The organism is Flavobacterium sp. N502536 (assembly GCF_025947345.1).
Classification (GTDB): Bacteria; Bacteroidota; Bacteroidia; order Flavobacteriales; family Flavobacteriaceae; genus Flavobacterium.
The window spans coordinates 24,709-43,804 of the sequence record NZ_CP110011.1; the positions used below are offsets into that span (position 1 = coordinate 24,709).

The window sequence follows — 19,096 nt, forward strand, 5'->3', positions numbered from 1 at the left end:
TGGATTATCCGATATTAAGAAGTACCTTTGGGGTAATGTGGGATATAGACTTAACATATAGAACTGAATTTCAATCTACCTTTGATCGATTGTATCAAAAAAGGCTCGATCTGCAAAACAGCAGACCACTGCCCAATATTGCTTTGCATAAAATCAGAGAGAGTTTATCTTTAGAATGGACCTACAATTCGAACAGTATCGAAGGAAACACTATGAGCCTTCGTGAAACCCAAATGGTTATTCAAGAGGGCATTACTATCAAAGGAAAATCGCTTCGCGAACATTTTGAAACCCATAATCATGATAAGGCGATTGATTATCTGTATGAAATTGTAGATGACAATTACAATCTTCGAAGCATCGACATCTTATCTATTCACGGATTGGTTTTGCGTTCTATCGAAGATGATTTTGCCGGTCGTTTGCGCAACGGAGGTGTCCGTATTTCCGGGCTAATTTTATGCCGCCCAATGCAAACAAGGTATCAGATTATCTCGATGAATTAATTGATTTTATCAATACAAACCCGTTAGAGCTGAACGATATTGAACTGGCGACGATTTACCATCACAAGCTAGTCTGGATTCATCCTTTTTTTGATGGAAATGGGCGTACGGTACGCTTGAGTATGAATTTATTACTGATGCGTTGTGGATTTCCACCGGCCATCATTCTTAAAAATGATCGAAAAAAATATTACGAAGCACTCAATCAGGCCAATAACGGTAACTATCAAAAACTAACCCTTTTGATGTGTCAGGCCTTAGAGCGTACTTTAAATATCTACCTGAGTGCAATGCCAGGGAACGATTATGATTATCAAAAATAGCTGATATTGTGAGCGAACCAGAAACTCCATACGGTCAGGAATACGTAAGCTTACTAGCCAGAACAGGCAAAATCGACGCTTATAAAGAGGGGCGAAACTGGTACACTACCAAAGAAGCCATCGACGAATATATGCTTACCCGAAAAAGAAAACGCTAACTTTGGTTAGCGTTTTTTGTTACTATTTGTAACATAAACTTTTGCACTCCAGTATCAAAAGAACAAATCAAAATGGTAACTTTGCTTTTTGCTCAAATTTATGTTAGAAAAAGACAATACTATTGAAGTTCTTGGTGCAAGAGTTCATAATCTAAAAAATATAGACATTTCAATTCCGCGTGAAAAACTGGTTGTTATTACCGGTTTATCAGGCTCGGGAAAATCATCTTTGGCATTTGATACTATTTATGCCGAAGGACAGCGTCGTTACGTAGAAACTTTTTCGGCCTATGCCAGACAGTTTCTTGGCGGTTTAGAACGTCCTGATGTAGATAAAATCGACGGACTTTCGCCTGTAATTGCAATTGAACAAAAAACCACCAGTAAAAGTCCACGCTCGACCGTAGGAACAATTACCGAAATCTACGATTTCCTGAGACTACTTTATGCCCGTGGTGCCGACGCCTATAGTTACAACACCGGCGAAAAAATGGTCTCGTATTCTGACGAACAAATTAAAGATTTAATCATTCAGGATTTTAACGGAAAACGCATCAATATTCTGGCTCCTGTAATTAAAGCCAGAAAAGGACATTATGCCGAATTGTTCCAGCAAATTACCAAACAAGGTTTTCTTAAAGTACGTGTAAATGGTGAGGTTCAGGATTTAATTTCGGGAATGAAACTGGATCGTTACAAAACGCATGACATCGAAATTGTGGTTGACAGAATGCTGATCGAAGACAATGAAGATAATCAAAAACGTCTGTCCGAAAGTATCAATACAGCGATGCATCACGGCGAAAATGTTCTGATGATTTTGGATCAGGATACTAATGAAGTGCGTTATTTCAGTAGAAACTTAATGTGCCCTTCGACTGGTATTTCATATCAAAATCCGGAACCTAATTTATTTTCTTTCAACTCCCCAAAAGGAGCTTGTCCGCATTGTAATGGTTTGGGAACTGTACATGAAATCAATATCAAAAAAATCATTCCGAACCCTAAATTATCTATAAAAGCAGGTGGGTTTGCTCCGCTTGGCGAATACAAATCATCCTGGATTTTTAAACAATTAGAAGTCATTGGTGAAAAATATGGTTTTAAAATAACAGACCCTATTGAGAAAATTCCGGAAGAGGCCATGGCCATTATTTTACATGGCGGAAAAGATAAATTTACGGTAAACTCAAAAGATCTTGGCGTTACCCGGGATTATAAAATCGATTTTGAAGGAATCTCTCATTTTATCAAAAACCAATACGATGAAAGTGCTTCAACGACTATTAAACGTTGGGCAAAAGATTTCATGGACGAGGTTAATTGTCCTGTTTGTGAAGGATCCCGTCTGAAAAAAGAAGCTTTGTTCTTCAAAATCAACGATAAAAATATCACCGAATTGTGTGACATGGATATTTCTGATTTAACAATCTGGTTTCAGGATCTAAATACGCACTTAACCGACAAACAACTTTTGATCGCTTCAGAAGTGGTTAAAGAAATCAAAGACCGCTTAAACTTCCTGATGAACGTTGGTTTGAATTATCTGGCATTAAGCCGAAGTTCAAAATCACTTTCGGGTGGTGAGGCGCAACGTATACGTCTGGCAACCCAGATTGGCTCACAACTCGTTGGTGTTTTGTATATTCTGGATGAACCAAGTATCGGTTTACATCAAAGAGACAACGAAAAACTAATTAAATCATTAGAACAATTACGCGATATTGGGAACTCAGTTATTGTGGTGGAACACGATAAAGACATGATCGAAACTGCTGATTATGTGATTGACATTGGTCCGAAAGCCGGTAAATATGGAGGCGAAATCATCAGTATTGGAACTCCGGCCGAAACCTTAAAATCCAACACCATTACTGCTCAATATTTGAACGGTAAAATGAAACTCGAGATTCCGAAAGAACGTCGCAAAGGAAATGGCAAGTCTTTAAAACTAACAGGAGCAACAGGAAACAACTTAAAAAATGTTTCTATCGAACTGCCTTTAGGACAACTGATTTGCGTAACGGGAGTTTCAGGAAGTGGAAAGTCAACTTTGATCAATGAAACGCTCTACCCTATTTTAAACGCTTACTATTTTAATGGCGTTAAAAAACCACAGCCTTACAAAAAAATTGAAGGACTCGAGCATATCGATAAAGTAATTGATATCGACCAAAGCCCAATTGGACGTACACCACGTTCGAATCCGGCAACCTATACAGAAGTTTTTACAGAAATCAGAAACCTGTTTACCATGACTTCTGAAAGTATGATTAGAGGTTATAAAGCAGGTCGATTTAGCTTTAACGTAAAAGGCGGACGTTGTGAAACCTGCGAAGGATCAGGGGTGAGAACCATCGAAATGAACTTCTTACCTGATGTTTATGTAGAATGCGAAACCTGTCAGGGTAAACGTTTTAACAGAGAAACACTGGAGATTCGATACAAAGGAAAATCCATTTCCGATGTTTTAAATATGACCGTTGATGAAGCGGTTCCGTTTTTCGAAAACATTCCGAAGATTTACAGAAAGGTAAAAACCATTCAGGATGTTGGTTTGGGTTATATTACCTTGGGTCAGCAAAGTACAACGTTGTCAGGTGGTGAAGCACAGCGTATTAAACTGGCTGGCGAATTGTCCAAAAAAGATACCGGAAACACCTTTTATATTCTGGATGAACCTACTACAGGATTGCATTTTGAGGATATTCGTGTTTTAATGGATGTCATTAATAAATTAGTCGATAAAGGAAATACAATTCTGGTTATCGAACACAATATGGACGTCATTAAACTCGCCGACTATATTATTGATATTGGCCCAGAAGGTGGAAAAGGCGGTGGACAATTGATTGCCAAAGGAACTCCCGAAGAAGTGGCAAAAAGTAAAAAAAGCTATACCGCTAAGTTTTTGAAAAAGGAATTAGAATAAAAATATCATTGCCAAGGTTTTAAACTTTGGCAATGACTTTTGTCTCTTTAAAAATTAATTCCAGAAAAGAATATTGGCCGAGCCGACGACTCTTTTTGTTGTTACATCCATTTTATTTGACGGATTAAAATCCATCGTTACAATATTGGCCGAGCCTATGGCTCTTTTATGATTACGTCCGTTTTACACGATGGATTAAAATCCGTCGCTACAAGATTATTCGAGCCGAAGGCTCTTTTTATTGTTACGCCAATTTTATATGACGGATTGAAATCCGTCGCTACAAGATTGGCCGAGCCGAAGGTTCTTTTATTGTTACGCCGATTTTATATGACGGATTGAAATCCGTCGCTACAATATTCGCCGAGCCGAAGGCTCTTTTATGATTACATCTGTTTTGTACGATGCAATAAAATCCGTTATCAATAAAACAACCACATTATCAAGTTCCGTAGGAACGATAGATTTTGTAGCAACGGATTTTAATCCGTTGAAGACAAAAAACGATCAAAAAAGAAGTTCCGTAGGAACGACATATTTTGTAACAACGGATTTTAATCCGTTGAAAATAAAACGATCCCAAAATAAGTTCCGGAGGAACGGCCCATATTGCAAGTACAGATTCAAATCGATTGACACAAAACAAAACATTTTCGCAAAACACCTTTAATGCATTGATAATGAACAGCAAGCCGCTACCCTCTTTTATTCAGATGCAATATTTAAATTAATAAATCTTCTTTTTTGCTCCAATTCGCAAAAAAAGCCTTAATTTAGCTGGCCTTTTTGTCAAAATTTTAAACTTTGGCAACGCTTTTTTGGGCAAAAAAAATTGATTAAATCGAAAACTAATGCCCTAGCCCCGATGGGAACGGCATCCTTTTGTGACGGGGTTCGGCACAAAAGATATAGTGGACAGCGGGAAGGAGCTCCTTCCTTCGACTATGCTCAGAATGATCCTTTAAAACGACACAGCTAGAAATAAAAATATAAATAATTAAAATACCTAAAATGAGATTAGAAGATTTTGATAATGATGAGGATAAAGTAATTCAGGACCGTTTAAAACAAAAAACGTGGAATGAAATCAGAACCAACGACAGCTGGGCGATTTTTAAAATCATGGCTGAATTTGTAAACGGTTATGAAAGTATGGGACGTATTGGTCCATGTGTATCTATTTTTGGATCGGCAAGAACAAAACCAGACGACAAATATTATTTATTGGCAGAGAAAATTGCTTATAAAATCAGTAAAGCAGGTTACGGAGTAATCACAGGAGGTGGTCCCGGAATCATGGAAGCTGGAAACAAAGGAGCACATTTAGGTGGCGGAACTTCTGTTGGACTAAACATCGAATTGCCTTTTGAGCAGCATTTCAATCCTTATATCGATCACGATAAAAACCTGAATTTCGATTATTTCTTTGTGAGAAAAGTAATGTTCGTTAAATATTCACAAGGTTTTGTGGTAATGCCAGGAGGTTTTGGAACTCTTGACGAAATGTTTGAAGCTATCACTTTGATTCAAACTAAAAAAATTGGAAAATTCCCAATTATATTAGTTGGAGTTGAATTCTGGTCAGGATTAATCGAATGGGTTAAAACAGTACTTGTAGAAAAAATGCATACGGTAAGCCCTGAAGACTTGAACTTGTTTAAGATTGTAGATACTGAAGATGAAGTAGTTGATGTCTTGGATAAATTCTACAAAAAATACGATTTGAGTCCAAATTTCTAATACAATTATCCCTTTTAGAAGTGATATAACAAATTTAAGTTTATAGCTGAACAGGCGGAAAACAAGAGAAATTGATATCACGTCAAAAAATATGTTAGAAAAAATACTACAAAAGTAAAAAGCTGTTTTTTAAACAGCTTTTTTTATGCTATTTTTACAAAAAACCAAAATCATTATTTGCTCGTGAGTTTATTTACCATTTAAATTATTTACTCTATCCTTGAAATCATTTTATAAAATTATATTCTATACTTTCGTTTTATTCAGCTCGATAAAACAATACGGGCAACATCGCTCTAAGATGGAGGTCGCCGTTAATCTTGAGCTCAAAACCCTGAATGTAAAACAGGATATTACCTATCACAACACTTCAAATGATTCTTTGATTTCGATTGTCCTTAACGATTGGAACAATGCTTTTTCGGATAAAAACACGCCCTTAGCCCGACGATTTTCTGATGAATTTTACAGAGGTTTTCATTTGGCAAAAACTTCAGAACGAGGCAATACAACTGTTTTAAGTCTGACCGATTCAGACAATGCAGCACTTGAATGGGAAAGAACAGCAAAAAACCCGGATTACATTGTGGTAAAACTGAACCGTAAATTGCGTCCCGGAGAAAAAATCGATTTGCATTTAGTTTATATTTCCAAAATTCCGAGTGATAAATTCACCCGTTACGGTTTCGATCAAAATGGCGGTATGAATTTAAAAGACTGGTTTTTAAGCCCGGCCCGCTTTGAAAATCATCGTTTTATGAAATACAACAATTTCAATTTAGACGATATCGCCAATGCAGGAACCGATTACGAAATTGAAATAAAAGTACCTCAGCAGTATTTTATAACCACTGATTTGGATCAGGTTTCAGAAGATAATATCAATTCTTTTAAAACGTATGTGCTTTCGGGAGGTAACAGAACTGATTTTAATTTGTTTATTGAAAAACAAAACAGTTTCAAAAACTACGAAAATGGTTCGCTTCAGGTACTGACAAACCTTAAAAACAAAAGGCTGACCGAAATTCAGAGTGCTATTATCATCAATAAAGTAGTCACTTTCGCCAACTCTTTTATTGGAAAGTACCCCCATCAAAAAATCACAGTTTCTCAGGTTGATTATGATCGAAATCCGTTCTACGGACTGAATCAGTTGCCTTCGTTTATTAGTCCGTTTTCAGATGAATTTGTGTTTGAAATTACGTTCCTCAAAACCTATCTGAATAACTATCTAAAAAACAGTTTACGTCTGGATCCGCGAAAAGACAACTGGATTTATGACGGGATTCAGATCTATACGATGATGAAATACATCGAAGAAAATCATCTGGATCAAAAAATGCTTGGAAGGCTTTCTGATATGAAACTTTTTTCAAGTTTTAACATCACCAATCTGACTTTCAACGAGCAATACAGTTATTACTATATGCTGATGGCCCGTAAAAACCTTGATCAGCCGCTGGGAGATCCAAAAAACACTTTAATCAAATTTAACGAACAAATTGCAAGTAAGTATCGCGCAGGTCTAAGCCTTAGCTATTTAGACGATTATTTAAATCACAATATTGTTCCCGAAAGTGTTCAGGAATTTTACGATTTAAACAAATCGGAACAAACCAATCGATACGATTTCGAAAAAATACTGACCCAAAAAAGTCCCAAAAAAATCGACTGGTTTTTCAACACCATTATAGGCTCGCGTGACATTATTGATTATAAATTCACCCATGTTTCCAGAACTAAAGATACGGTGGCTTTTCGAATTAAAAACAGAACCGGAATCTATGCTCCGATTCCAATCTATGGAATTAAGAGAGATGAAGTTGTTTTTAAAGAGTGGGTCGAGCCCAAAACAGTAGATTCGACCTATACTTTTGTCCGAAAAAATGCCGACAAGATCGTTATAAACTACGACAATGAGGTGCCGGAATACAACCAAAGAAACAATTGGAGATCGCTAAAAAGCCTGGTCATCACCAATCGACCTATAAAATTTAATTTTGCCAAAGATCTCGAAGATCCATATTACAATCAGATTTTATACATTCCAACGCTGACGTATAATTATTACGATGGTTTTACTCCCGGAATGCGTTTTCACAACAAGACGATTCTGGATAAACCTTTTACATTTGATATCAATCCGGCCTATTCACTTAATGCAGGAACGTTATCCGGTTCTTCTTCTTTTTCATGGAATCAATACTACCGAAACAGCACCTTATATAACGTGCGCTATTCGATCAGTCAAAACTACTATCACTATGCCCCTGATGCAACTTATTTAAGGTTGAATCCGATGGTACAGTTTAGAATTCGTGAGGAAAATTTCAGAGATAACCGTAAACAACTGATTATGTTTAGACAGGTTATTGTAAATCGCGAAGCCAGCACCTATATAACAGACAATTCTACTCCAAACTATTCGATTTTTAATGCGCGTTATGCCAATACGAAAACAGAATTAGTGAATCATTTTAATTTTATGACCGATGTTCAGTTCTCCGGAAAATTTGGAAAACTGGCTGCAGAAATTGAATACAGAAGGCTTTTTGAAAACAATCGCAAGTTAAATTTAAGATTATACGCCGGAAGTTTTATTTACAATAGAACAAATTCCGATTATTTTAGTTTTGGATTAGACCGTCCGTCAGATTATATGTTTGATTATAATTTCTTCGGAAGATCAGAAAGCACTGGTATTTTTAGTCAGCAATATGTAATCGCCGAGGGTGGTTTTAAATCCAAAATCGAACCAAGATTTGCCAATCAATGGATGGCAACCCTAAACGCAAGTTACGCGATCTGGAACTGGATTGAAGTTTATGGGGATGTTGGTTTAATGAAAAGCAAGCATGAAATTGAAAAATTCAGATATGATAGTGGTGTCCGGTTAAATCTGGTTCCGGATTATTTTGAGCTGTATTTTCCTGTTTATTCGAATAACGGATGGGAGATTTCTCAAAATAAATACAGTGAAAAAATACGATTTGTGGTCACATTTTCACCAAAAACATTACTTAATCTTTTTACTAGAAAATGGCTTTAATCGAATGAATTAGTTGTAAAAACATAAATTATTCCCATTAAAAAAGCAAAAACACCAAACATTACACAAAAAAGACACCCGCTTTTAGCAATTTAATTACAGATAATTAAATTATATTTACTTTAATGAATTATGATTATTGATACTTTTTAATTATTTTTGCTGCGTAACATGACCCATTTGAGATTATGATTAAAGAAAAAAATAATACTACACTTACTTTCGAAGATTTCAAGACTGAAGTAATGAACGATTACAAAATTGCGGTTACCAGCCGTGAATGTAGTCTTTTAGGACGTAAAGAGGTATTGACAGGGAAAGCTAAATTTGGAATATTTGGAGACGGTAAAGAAGTCCCACAACTTGCAATGGCGAAAGCCTTCAAAAACGGAGATTTTCGTTCCGGATATTACCGCGATCAGACTTTTATGATGGCCATTGGCGAATTGACTCCAAAGCAGTTTTTCGCAGGTTTATACGGTCATACTGATTTAGATTTTGATCCAATGTCTGCCGGAAGACAAATGGGCGGCCACTTTGTAACACATAGTTTAAACGAAGACGGTTCCTGGAAAGATTTAACAAAACAAAAAAACTCAAGCGCAGATATATCTCCTACAGCCGGGCAAATGCCTAGATTATTAGGATTGGCACAGGCTTCAAAAATCTACAGAAATGTTGACGGAATTACTGTTAAAGACAAATTTACAGTAGACGGAAATGAAGTAGCCTGGGGAACTATAGGAAATGCAAGTACTTCTGAAGGCTTGTTTTTTGAAACGATAAACGCTGCAGGTGTGCTGCAGGTGCCGATGGTAATGAGTGTTTGGGATGATGAATACGGAATTTCGGTTCACGCCAGACATCAGACTACCAAAGAAAACATCTCTGAGATTTTAAAAGGATACCAGCGCGATGAAGACGCCAAAGGTTACGAAATTTTCAGAGTGAAAGGCTGGGATTATGCCGAATTGGTTTCGACTTACGAAAGAGCCGGTGCTATTGCACGTGAAGAACATGTTCCGGTTTTAATTCACGTAAACGAATTAACACAACCACAAGGACATTCGACTTCAGGTTCACACGAGCGTTACAAAAATGCAGAAAGACTGGCTTGGGAAAAAGATTTTGACTGTATTCGTCAGATGCGTTTATGGATGATTGCCATCAATATTGCATCTCCTGAAGAATTGGCTGAAATTGATTTCGATTTGAAAAAAGAAGTTCTGGAAGCTAAAAAAGAGGCCTGGAATTCTTTCATCAATCCAATTATCGAAGATCAGAAAAACCTTTTGGCTTTATTAGGTCAAATTGCTGAAGCAAGCATCAACCATAAGGAAAGAATACAAAAATATATTTCAGAATTAAGCGCTATAAAATCGCCTTTAAAAAAGGAAATGCTTACCATAGCAAGAAAGATATTGCGTTTTATTGAAGTCCCAAACAGTAAAGTTTTATTATCAAACTGGATTACCAACTATATTGAAATTACACAGCCACGATTCAGCAGTCACTTATACTCTGATTCTGATTTAAATGTATCTTCGGTTGAAAAAGTACTTCCGGAATATGACGAAAATGCGAAAGCAGATTTGGACGGAAGAATGATCCTGCGCGACAATTTTGATGCTTTGTTTACTAAATATCCTGAAACTTTAATTTTTGGTGAGGATGTTGGAAACATTGGTGACGTAAATCAGGGGCTTGAAGGGATGCAGGAAAAATACGGAGAACTTCGTGTTGCCGATATCGGAATCCGTGAAGCGACCATTATCGGTCAGGGAATCGGAATGGCGTTGAGAGGTTTACGCCCGATTGCTGAAATTCAATATTTAGATTATTTACTATATGCCATCCAAATCATGAGTGATGATTTGGCGACATTACAATACAGAACGGTAGGAAAACAAAAAGCACCGTTAATCATCAGAACCCGCGGACACCGTTTAGAAGGTATCTGGCATTCAGGTTCACCAATGGGAATGATTATCAACGCTATTCGTGGTATTCACGTTTTAGTACCAAGAAACATGACTCAGGCTGCAGGATTCTACAACGCACTTTTAGAGTGTGATGAACCAGCTTTAGTAATCGAATGTTTGAATGGTTACCGTTTAAAAGAAAAAACACCTTTAAACTTTGGAGAATTCAAAACACCAATTGGTGTCGTTGAAACTTTAAAAGAAGGTTCAGACATCACCCTTGTTTCTTACGGATCAACTTTAAGATTAGTAGAACAGGCTGCGGTTGAATTGTTAGATTTAGGAATTGATTGCGAGGTAATCGACATTCAGTCTCTTCTTCCGTTTGACATCAATAAAGACATTGTAAAAAGTATCGCTAAAACCAACCGTTTGTTAGTAATCGACGAAGATGTTCCGGGTGGAGCTTCCGCGTTCATTTTACAGCAAATTCTGGAAGAACAGGATGCTTACCACCATCTGGACAGCAAACCGCAAACTCTTGCTGCAAAAGCACACAGACCTGCTTACGGAACTGATGGTGATTATTTCTCAAAACCTTCTGCCGAAGATATCTTTGAGAAGGTATACACAATGATGCACGAAGCCAACCCGTCTAAATATCCAAGTTTATACTAAGAATTTAGTTCGGTTTTCCATATAAAAAAAGCTCCAATCTTAACGATTTGGAGCTTTTTCTTTATATTTTATATGAGCGGCTTGTCCAGGGCTTCGACTTCGCTCAGCCTGACATCAGCAAACATCAAAACTCAGTATTAAGAAATCTGCGACAATCCGCGTCTTCGCGCAAGCGAATCCGTGTCATCCGCGTACTATCTGGAAGCCAAAATAGCTCTCGCCTTCTCCAGATCTTCTGCTGTATCGATCCCAATTCCAACATGTGTCGTTTCGACCATTTTAATACGTTTTCCGAACTCTAAATAACGCAATTGCTCTAATTTCTCAGAAGCCTCTAAAGATTTCATTGGCAAACTATAAAAATCCAATAAGGCCTGTTTTCTAAAAGCATAAATTCCGATATGCTGGAAATAACGCACTCCAACATCCTTGTCTCTTGGATACGGAATTACCGATCGTGAAAAATACAAGGCAAATTGCGATTGATCAACCACTACTTTTACATTATTCGGATTATTGATTTCAGCTTCATCCGTAATCTCACGCATTAAAGAAGCTAAATCTATCTTACGATCCGCATCGTTTTTAAATACTGACAAAACCTGCTCTAACGGTCCTGCTTCGGTAAAAGGCTCATCACCCTGTACGTTTACAACAATATCCACATCAAGACCCGCAACAGCCTCTGCAATTCGATCACTGCCGGATTCGTGTTCCTTGATGCTCATAATGGCTTTTCCGCCCTGATTTACAATTTCATTAAAAATTAAATCGGAATCCGTTACCACAAATACATCATCAAACAATTTTGTCGCAACAGTTGCTTCATACGTTCTTAAAATCACCGACTTCCCTCCCAGATCCTGCAGGAGTTTAGCAGGAAAACGTGTTGATGCATATCGTGCCGGAATTACAGCTATTATCTTCATTTTATTTTTATTTATAAACTTCTAAACAAATGTAACTATTCAGAATTAATAAGTTAAAAAAAAATACTCTATGCCGCATTTTACAAATCTGAAGAGCAGCACTTTAAAAATTACATTATATTTATGAGAAAAAAACTACCATGAAAAAACACCTGATCTTCTGCATTATTCTATTGAATTTAATCTTTAATCCTTCGGCGTTCAGCCAGGAGAAAACCACAATAAACAATGCTTTTACAGATCGTGTTTTTGACGGAAAAGGCTATCAGCCTGCTTCTAATTTGAAATGGAAATACCAAACCAACGGTAAAATCTTCTCTTCTCCCACTGCAAAAAACGGCACTGTTTATATTGGCAGCGAAGACGGTTATCTCTATGCTGTTGAAGAAAAATCAGGAAAGACAAAATGGAAATTTAAAACCAACGGGGCTATTCATAGTACTCCCGGCATTTATGAAAACACTGTTTTCTTTGGCAGCTTTGACGGGAACTATTATGCCGTAAACACTCAGAACGGTAAATTAATCTGGAAATTTAAAACGGGCGGTGAGCACTGGCTTGGAGAAAAAGGCAGATTTGACATGAAACCTGCAACACAGTATATGGACGATTTGTGGAGTTTTTATCTGTCCTCTCCAGTTGTTTACGAAAAAGGAAAAAAGGCAGTCGTTTTGTTTGGAAGCAGCGACGGAAACGTCTATTCGCTGGATGCCAAAACCGGAGATTTAAAATGGAAGTTTAAAACCAATGAGCCTGTGCACGGAACTCCGGTAATCGATCAGAATAGAATTTATATCGGTGGCTGGGATGCCGTATTGTATGCGCTGAACATCGAAACCGGCAAGGAAGTCTGGCGTTTTGCAACCGGAACAAAACCGGGATTTAAAGGAATCCAGTCCGCCGTAGCGGTTGCCGACGGGAAAGTTTATTTTGGAGCCAGAGAGCCTTACTTTTTTGCTTTAGAAGCCGAAACAGGAAAACTGATCTGGAAATACGATGCCGAAAGCTCCTGGTTTTTAAGCACTGCTGTTATTCAGGACAACACCGTTTATGTAGGAACTTCAGATACTTATGCCTTATTAGCGCTGGATGCCAAAACCGGTGCAGAAAAATACCGTTACAAAACCAATGGTTATGTTTACGCATCGCCGGCTATAGCAGGAAACACTGTGTATTTTGGCGATTTTACAGGGAATTTCTTCAGTCTGGATCTGCTTTCTAACGGAAAGAAATCTAAAATCATACCCACCGAAAATCGTAAACAATTGGCCTCTTATACATTAAAAAATGATCTTTTAGATTTTTCCTACGCTGGCCGTAACACAGATCTTTCGCTATACGACAATTGCAAAAAGGTGATGGATGATTTTTATAAACTGGGAGCTATTGTTTCTTCTCCATACATCAGCAACAACACGGTTTATTTCGGGAGTGCCGACGGTTATTTGTATGCTTATAATTTAGAAGAAGAAAAATAATCAAATGTGAATCTCTGACAATAACGATACCATAGAGCTCCACAAAGGCATCGCAGAGATTCACTAAGTTTTTTTTACGGTGAAGTAAATTTTCCTCACGCAGATTCATGCCCTTTTTATTCACAAAATGCCGAAGAGATAAATCGATCTCATCTGTATGAATCTTTTTTATGTAATCCGGCAGCAACCCGATTTACGGTTTCTCGCGAGCACCTTATTAACGAATATTTGAAAAAAAATACATTTACAACATAGAACAGTACCCTTATTACTTTGCGTTACATTTTTCGGGAGGGTATATCTAAATTTGGTGCGAATTGTAATCCTGCAAAACTATTTTATGTTTTTAAAAAAATATCTCATCGTAACTTTTCTTTTGCTTACTCTTTTTTCTAATGCACAGATTGGCATTGGAACTCCTAAACCATCCAATGATGCCGCGCTGGAAATAAAAAGCTCCACCAAAGGTTTTCTCCCTCCTCGTTTAACAACTGCAGAAAGGGATGCGATTACTTCTCCAAGTCTTGGATTGGTAATCTATAATACTACTAAAAACTGTCTGGAATGGTACAATGGTACGATTTGGTACAATGGTTATAGTGTTGGTACTGCTACAAGCCCAAATTACCTCTGTTCCACTGCTTCGAACGGCACCCTGACTCAGGGACAGGCTATTTCGGGAGTTACTCAAACGATTACAGCTACAGGTATGACTCCCGGACCGTTTAATATCTCGGCAACATATGACGGAGTCACTTTTTCGGCTTCAGGAACTTATACTGGTACCGGATCGCAGAACATAGTGCTTACGGCCAGCGGTACGCCTTTAAGTGGAGGCACAGGAACATATGTACTTAACACAACGCCCAGCTGTAGTTTTGACCGACCAATCACCGGTACTACCACAGCTACAACTTCGGGTGTAACCAATTGTAACTTTGCTTCCAATGGGACATTAACTCAGGGACAGCCCATCACAAATGCGACACAAACTCTTAAAGCTAATGTAACTAAAACAGGGACTTATTATTTAAAGGGAACTGCCGTAAATGGCATACTATCAGAATTAACCGGAACTTTTACAGCATTAGGAAGCCAGGAAATGATTATAAAATTTAGCGGTACTCCGATAAATTCCGGTCCTACCACATTTTCCATAGGAGGCTGCACTTTTACCAGAAATGTAGCACCTGCTCCGTAATCATAATTTGAATATAATTAAATGCAGCTAACAAAACACTCCAAAAAACAGCTCTGAAAGTGAGTCTATGATTAATGGAGTTATAAAATCTTTGTGGATCTCTGCGCAATCTTTGTGAATCTCTGTGTAATGACACTCTCTTTAAAATTCGTAAAGTAGTATTACATGATTTTAACTGAGGTCATACTTAAAGAACCGGCCAATAACTTGTCATTAAACAAACTGAGTTCTTCCGATTTTTCTTTTAATCCTAAAGTATAAAGCAGCGGCAAATAATGGTCTGGCGTAGGAATCGCCAGTTGAACTGCTTTATTCATTTTTTCGAAGTCAATCAAAGGCTGAAAATTAGCATCGAGCAAATACGAATTGATGGTTTCCCGTGCTTCAATAGCCCAATCGTAACCATAATTGTCTTTATCAAAATTCCTGAAATCGACCATCCGTAAATTATGAACGATGTTTCCGCTTCCGATAATCAAAACACCTTTATGGCGTAAAGATTGTAGTTTTTGTGCCAATTCAAAATGATATTGACCAGGCTTGGTATAATCGATACTCAACTGAATTACCGGAACATTGGCTTCCGGATATAAATGTTTGATTACACTCCAGGCTCCATGATCCAGTCCCCAGTGTTCGTCCAGATCTACAGGAACAGGTTCTAGTATCTTCTTAGTCTCGTGTGCCAATTCCGGACTTCCTTTTGCGGGGTATTGCACATCAAAAAGCGCCTGTGGAAATCCTCCAAAATCATGAATGGTTCTGGGCATTTGCATCGACGTCACTTTGGTACCGTTGGTAAACCAGTGGGCCGAAATACACAAAATTGCATTGGGCTGCGGCAGTGTTTTGGCTAAATTCCGAAAACCGGTTACAAACTGATTTTCTTCAATCGCATTCATAGGGCTTCCGTGTCCTAAAAACAGAACCGGCATTTTATCAGTATTCGAAAATGCTGACGAAATTGAATGTAAGTCGTTTAGTGTTGTCATTGTAAAGGATTCTAATACGAATTTCGCTAACGTTAAATTTAAGAAAAATTCGTGACAATTAGTAAAAGTCGTGTTTTATTCCTCAAAACTCTCGTCTTTAAACCCTATCAAATATAACTTATTTTTAGCACGTGTCATAGCCGTATAGAGCCATCTAATGTAATCGCGATCGATTCCGTTGGGCAAATACGGCTGTTCGATAAAAACAGTATTCCACTGACCTCCCTGTGATTTATGACAGGTTATAGCATACGAAAACTTCACCTGTAAACCATTAAAATATTCGTTCTCTTTTACCTTCTGAAACTTTTTATACTTGGTGCTTTCGTTTTCATAATCTTTCATTACTTCCTCGTACAAACGGTTGGATTCTTCATAAGTCAAAGAAGGAGATTCACTTTTGATCGTATCTAAAATCAATACCGTTTCAAAAGGCTTCTGATCTGGATAATCGACCATTCTGATTTTTACCTTTGCAAAATTAAATCCGTACAGCTCCTTGATTCCAAAAAGCTCTAGAACTTCGATAATGTCACCATTGGCAATAAATCCGGCTTCATCTGTTTCTTTCAGCCAGAAATAATTATTCTTGACCACCATCAGGAAATCTCCTGCCGACAGTTCGCTTTCTTTAAATAAAATCCTGGTTCGAATCTGCTCGTTATACTGATTGGCTCTTTTGTTCGAGCGAACAATAAAAGCGGTATCTTCAATACTATAATTACTGTAAGCTGAGTTAATAGCATCCTGAATATCATAACCATCTGTCAGCCGAACAATGTCTTTGAATTTTTTAACATTGAATCTAAATTCGGTAATAAAACTCTCTTTCAGCAGCTCTCTTAATTCTGTTGCATTAAACAAAATTCCGGAACTTTCCTCCTGACGCATTACCTCATCCAGTTCGATATGTTCAATTTCTTTACCGTAGTGAATTCCTAAAGTGTGGGTATCCAGAGCGGGACTTATGTCTAAGTTTACCGGTGGCAGCTGGGCAGTATCCCCCAGAAGAATCATTTTACAATTTGTTCCTGAATATACATACGAAATCAAATCATCCAACAGCGATCCGTTATCATACATTTTCGAATCGGAATTACTGTCGGAAATCATCGAAGCCTCATCGACGATAAAAATGGTGTTTTTATGTTTGTTCTGTTGTTTGGTAAAGGCCACGCCTCCACCCGAAGATTTTTTAGGAAAGTATATTTTTTTATGAATGGTAAATGCCGGTGTATTCGAGTAATTGGCAATTACCTTCGCCGCACGTCCGGTTGGTGCCAGCAAAACAAACTTTTTATTGATGTCTCCCAAATTGTTTACAATCGTCGAAATCACCGTAGTTTTTCCCGTTCCTGCGTATCCTTTGAGTACAAAAATGGTATCGTTAGCCGGTTCGGTCAAAAAAATAGCGATTTTTTGAAAAAAAATATCCTGTTTATAGGTTGGAGCGAACGGGAATTTTTTTTGCAAAACGCCGTAAAACAATGCTGAATTCATAGGGTAAGTTTGAAGTACAAAGTTCGTCTTTTTTAATGGCAATGCCAATTTAAAATTTCGCCTCCTGCAAATCATACCAGAAATCAGAGCTTCGATTTTTCAAAAAAAATCTTTTCTTAACCTTCTTTTAAAATACAAGTAAAATTGTTTTTTGAAATTGCAATTATTATTGTTCCTTTTTAATTTGTAAGTTTGTGGTCGCCTAAAATTCTTTCTTGTAAAACAGGTAACGAATTGTAAATCAATATGTCATTACAAAACACTAACATCACTTCAAAAAAATACAAAAAGCTTTCTATTCAGGTTTCCTTGACCGGATTGTCGTTTTGTTGTTTTGATACTTTAAATAATACGGTCACTGCTTTAAAAGAAATTCATTTTGAAACGTTTCACAAAGCGACCAAAATTGAAGAACTGTTTGGAGATGCTTTTAGAAACCATCCCGAACTACAGGAAACCTATGACGAAGTTTTGGTGATTCACAACAACAACCTTTCGACCTTTGTTCCAACGGCTTTGTTTGATGAAAACTACCTTGGAAGTTATCTGCAATACAACACTAAGGTTTTTGAAACTGATTTTTTTGCCTTTGATCAAATTTCAAAGTACCAAATGAATGCGGTTTACATACCGTATGTCAATATCAACAATTTTTTTATTGATCAGTTTGGGACTTTTGATTACAAACATGCCAACAGTATTTTAGTCGAAAAAATTCTCGATGCTTCAAGAAACAATGATGACAAAAAAATGGTGGTTAACTTTAACTACGGTCATTTTGAAGTGATCGTCGTGCAGAATCAAAAACTATTACTGTTCAATTCATTTGAATACCAGACACCCGAAGATTTTATTTATTATTTGCTTTTTACTGCCGAACAATCCAATTTGAATCCCGAGAGTTTTCAACTTGAGTTTTTGGGCACAATCGACCAAAACGATCCGTATTATGCCATTGCATACAAATACATTCGTCATATATCCTTTTTGGATGTAAGCACCTTACAGCAAAGAAATAGCTTCACAACAGCCGAAAATCAAAAACATTATATCCTATTCCAATCATGAGAATCATTTCAGGAAAATACAAAGGTCGCCGCATTTTTCCGCCAAAAAACCTTCCTGTAAGACCCACAACCGACATGAGTAAAGAAGCATTGTTTAATGTTTTGAACAATCATTTTAGTTTTGACGGCTTAAAGGTGCTGGACTTGTTTTCAGGAACAGGCAACATCAGTTTTGAATTCGCTTCACGCGGAAGTGCTCCAATTACCTCTGTAGATGGTGATTTTGGATGTGTAAAATTTATCAAGCAGGTTTCGTCAGAATATGATTTTGATATTGCTGCGACTAAAAGTGATGTTTACAAGTTTCTTGAAAACTGCAAAACTTCTTATGATATTGTTTTTGCCGATCCGCCTTATGGGTTTGATCAGGCGGCATTTGAGAAGATTGTAGTAACAGTTTTCGAAAGAGAACTGCTTCATGAAGACGGTATGATGATTATCGAGCATTCCAAATATACCAAGATGGATCATTTGAGTAATTTTTCTTTTCAAAAAAGCTATGGAGGATCTTTCTTTAGTTTTTTCGAACTGAACTCAACCGATGACGACGAAGAATTACCGGACGATTTATCGACCAAAATAACCGAGGAAGACGAGGGATAATCTTCGTTCCAATCGCAA

Annotated in this window: 11 protein-coding genes and 1 pseudogene; 9 read left to right on the forward strand and 3 right to left on the reverse strand. The window is 37.3% G+C overall.

Translation table 11 applies throughout. From position 1 onward, the window contains the following. Positions 1-35 precede the first annotated feature (35 nt). From OLM61_RS20940 to OLM61_RS00135, 5 genes and pseudogenes are all read left to right on the forward strand, one after another. Positions 36-987, forward strand: a pseudogene (locus tag OLM61_RS20940) (Fic family protein). 100 nt (positions 988-1,087) lie between these two features. Then, on the forward strand, positions 1,088-3,919 hold the full coding sequence (gene uvrA / locus OLM61_RS00120) for an excinuclease ABC subunit UvrA (protein WP_264524531.1): 2,832 nt from the start codon (positions 1,088-1,090) through the stop codon (positions 3,917-3,919). Positions 3,920-4,930: 1,011 nt separating this feature from the next. Next, entirely contained in the window at positions 4,931-5,659 is a 729-nt protein-coding gene (locus OLM61_RS00125; RefSeq protein ID WP_068845660.1) for a TIGR00730 family Rossman fold protein, read from the forward strand. A 301-nt stretch (positions 5,660-5,960) separates the two neighbouring features. Next, a complete protein-coding gene (locus OLM61_RS00130) occupies positions 5,961-8,708 on the forward strand; it encodes an aminopeptidase (RefSeq protein WP_264526408.1) in 2,748 nt (915 codons plus the stop codon). Between the two features lie 188 nt (positions 8,709-8,896). After that, positions 8,897-11,308: a thiamine pyrophosphate-dependent enzyme gene (locus tag OLM61_RS00135; RefSeq protein WP_264524532.1), complete on the forward strand. Its 2,412-nt coding sequence runs from the start codon at positions 8,897-8,899 to the stop codon at positions 11,306-11,308. A gap of 194 nt (positions 11,309-11,502) precedes the next feature. Here OLM61_RS00135 and kdsB read toward each other — a convergent pair whose 3' ends face one another. Further along, positions 11,503-12,237: a 3-deoxy-manno-octulosonate cytidylyltransferase gene (gene kdsB / locus OLM61_RS00140; protein ID WP_264524533.1), complete on the reverse strand. Its 735-nt coding sequence runs from the start codon at positions 12,235-12,237 to the stop codon at positions 11,503-11,505. A gap of 140 nt (positions 12,238-12,377) precedes the next feature. On the opposite strand from kdsB, the gene OLM61_RS00145 reads away from it, so the two are divergent. Next, complete coding sequence (locus OLM61_RS00145; RefSeq protein ID WP_264524534.1) at positions 12,378-13,715, forward strand: PQQ-binding-like beta-propeller repeat protein; 1,338 nt, start codon at positions 12,378-12,380, stop codon at positions 13,713-13,715. Between the two features lie 340 nt (positions 13,716-14,055). Continuing rightward, entirely contained in the window at positions 14,056-14,916 is an 861-nt protein-coding gene (locus tag OLM61_RS00150) for a hypothetical protein (protein WP_264524535.1), read from the forward strand. 161 nt (positions 14,917-15,077) lie between these two features. Here the strand turns inward: OLM61_RS00150 and ygiD are convergent, their stop codons facing one another. Together ygiD and OLM61_RS00160 are read right to left on the reverse strand one after the other, a co-directional pair. Beyond that, a complete protein-coding gene (gene ygiD / locus OLM61_RS00155) occupies positions 15,078-15,908 on the reverse strand; it encodes a 4,5-DOPA dioxygenase extradiol (RefSeq protein WP_264524536.1) in 831 nt (276 codons plus the stop codon). 75 nt (positions 15,909-15,983) lie between these two features. Continuing rightward, entirely contained in the window at positions 15,984-17,408 is a 1,425-nt protein-coding gene (locus tag OLM61_RS00160; protein ID WP_264524537.1) for an ATP-dependent DNA helicase, read from the reverse strand. Between the two features lie 246 nt (positions 17,409-17,654). Between OLM61_RS00160 and OLM61_RS00165 the strand changes: the two genes are divergently transcribed. Then, positions 17,655-18,476: a DUF3822 family protein gene (locus tag OLM61_RS00165; protein WP_264524538.1), complete on the forward strand. Its 822-nt coding sequence runs from the start codon at positions 17,655-17,657 to the stop codon at positions 18,474-18,476. Further along, positions 18,473-19,078 (forward strand): RsmD family RNA methyltransferase, encoded by a 606-nt coding sequence (locus OLM61_RS00170; protein ID WP_264524539.1) that lies wholly within the window; start codon positions 18,473-18,475, stop codon positions 19,076-19,078. The genes OLM61_RS00165 and OLM61_RS00170 overlap by 4 nt, the downstream gene beginning before the upstream one ends. Positions 19,079-19,096: the final 18 nt, after the last annotated feature.

Excerpts from the sequence above, each read along its gene's own strand:
- uvrA (WP_264524531.1), top strand. The coding sequence starts at position 1,088 with ATGTTAGAAAAAGACAATACTATTGAAGTTCTTGGTGCAAGAGTTCAT.
- OLM61_RS00130 (WP_264526408.1), top strand. The coding sequence starts at position 5,961 with ATGGAGGTCGCCGTTAATCTTGAGCTCAAAACCCTGAATGTAAAACAG.
- OLM61_RS00170 (WP_264524539.1), top strand. The coding sequence starts at position 18,473 with ATGAGAATCATTTCAGGAAAATACAAAGGTCGCCGCATTTTTCCGCCA.
- ygiD (WP_264524536.1), bottom strand. The coding sequence starts at position 15,908 with ATGACAACACTAAACGACTTACATTCAATTTCGTCAGCATTTTCGAAT.
- OLM61_RS00165 (WP_264524538.1), top strand. The coding sequence starts at position 17,655 with ATGTCATTACAAAACACTAACATCACTTCAAAAAAATACAAAAAGCTT.
- OLM61_RS00145 (WP_264524534.1), top strand. The coding sequence starts at position 12,378 with ATGAAAAAACACCTGATCTTCTGCATTATTCTATTGAATTTAATCTTT.
- kdsB (WP_264524533.1), bottom strand. The coding sequence starts at position 12,237 with ATGAAGATAATAGCTGTAATTCCGGCACGATATGCATCAACACGTTTT.
- OLM61_RS00135 (WP_264524532.1), top strand. The coding sequence starts at position 8,897 with ATGATTAAAGAAAAAAATAATACTACACTTACTTTCGAAGATTTCAAG.
- OLM61_RS00150 (WP_264524535.1), top strand. The coding sequence starts at position 14,056 with ATGTTTTTAAAAAAATATCTCATCGTAACTTTTCTTTTGCTTACTCTT.
- OLM61_RS00125 (WP_068845660.1), top strand. The coding sequence starts at position 4,931 with ATGAGATTAGAAGATTTTGATAATGATGAGGATAAAGTAATTCAGGAC.
- OLM61_RS00160 (WP_264524537.1), bottom strand. The coding sequence starts at position 17,408 with ATGAATTCAGCATTGTTTTACGGCGTTTTGCAAAAAAAATTCCCGTTC.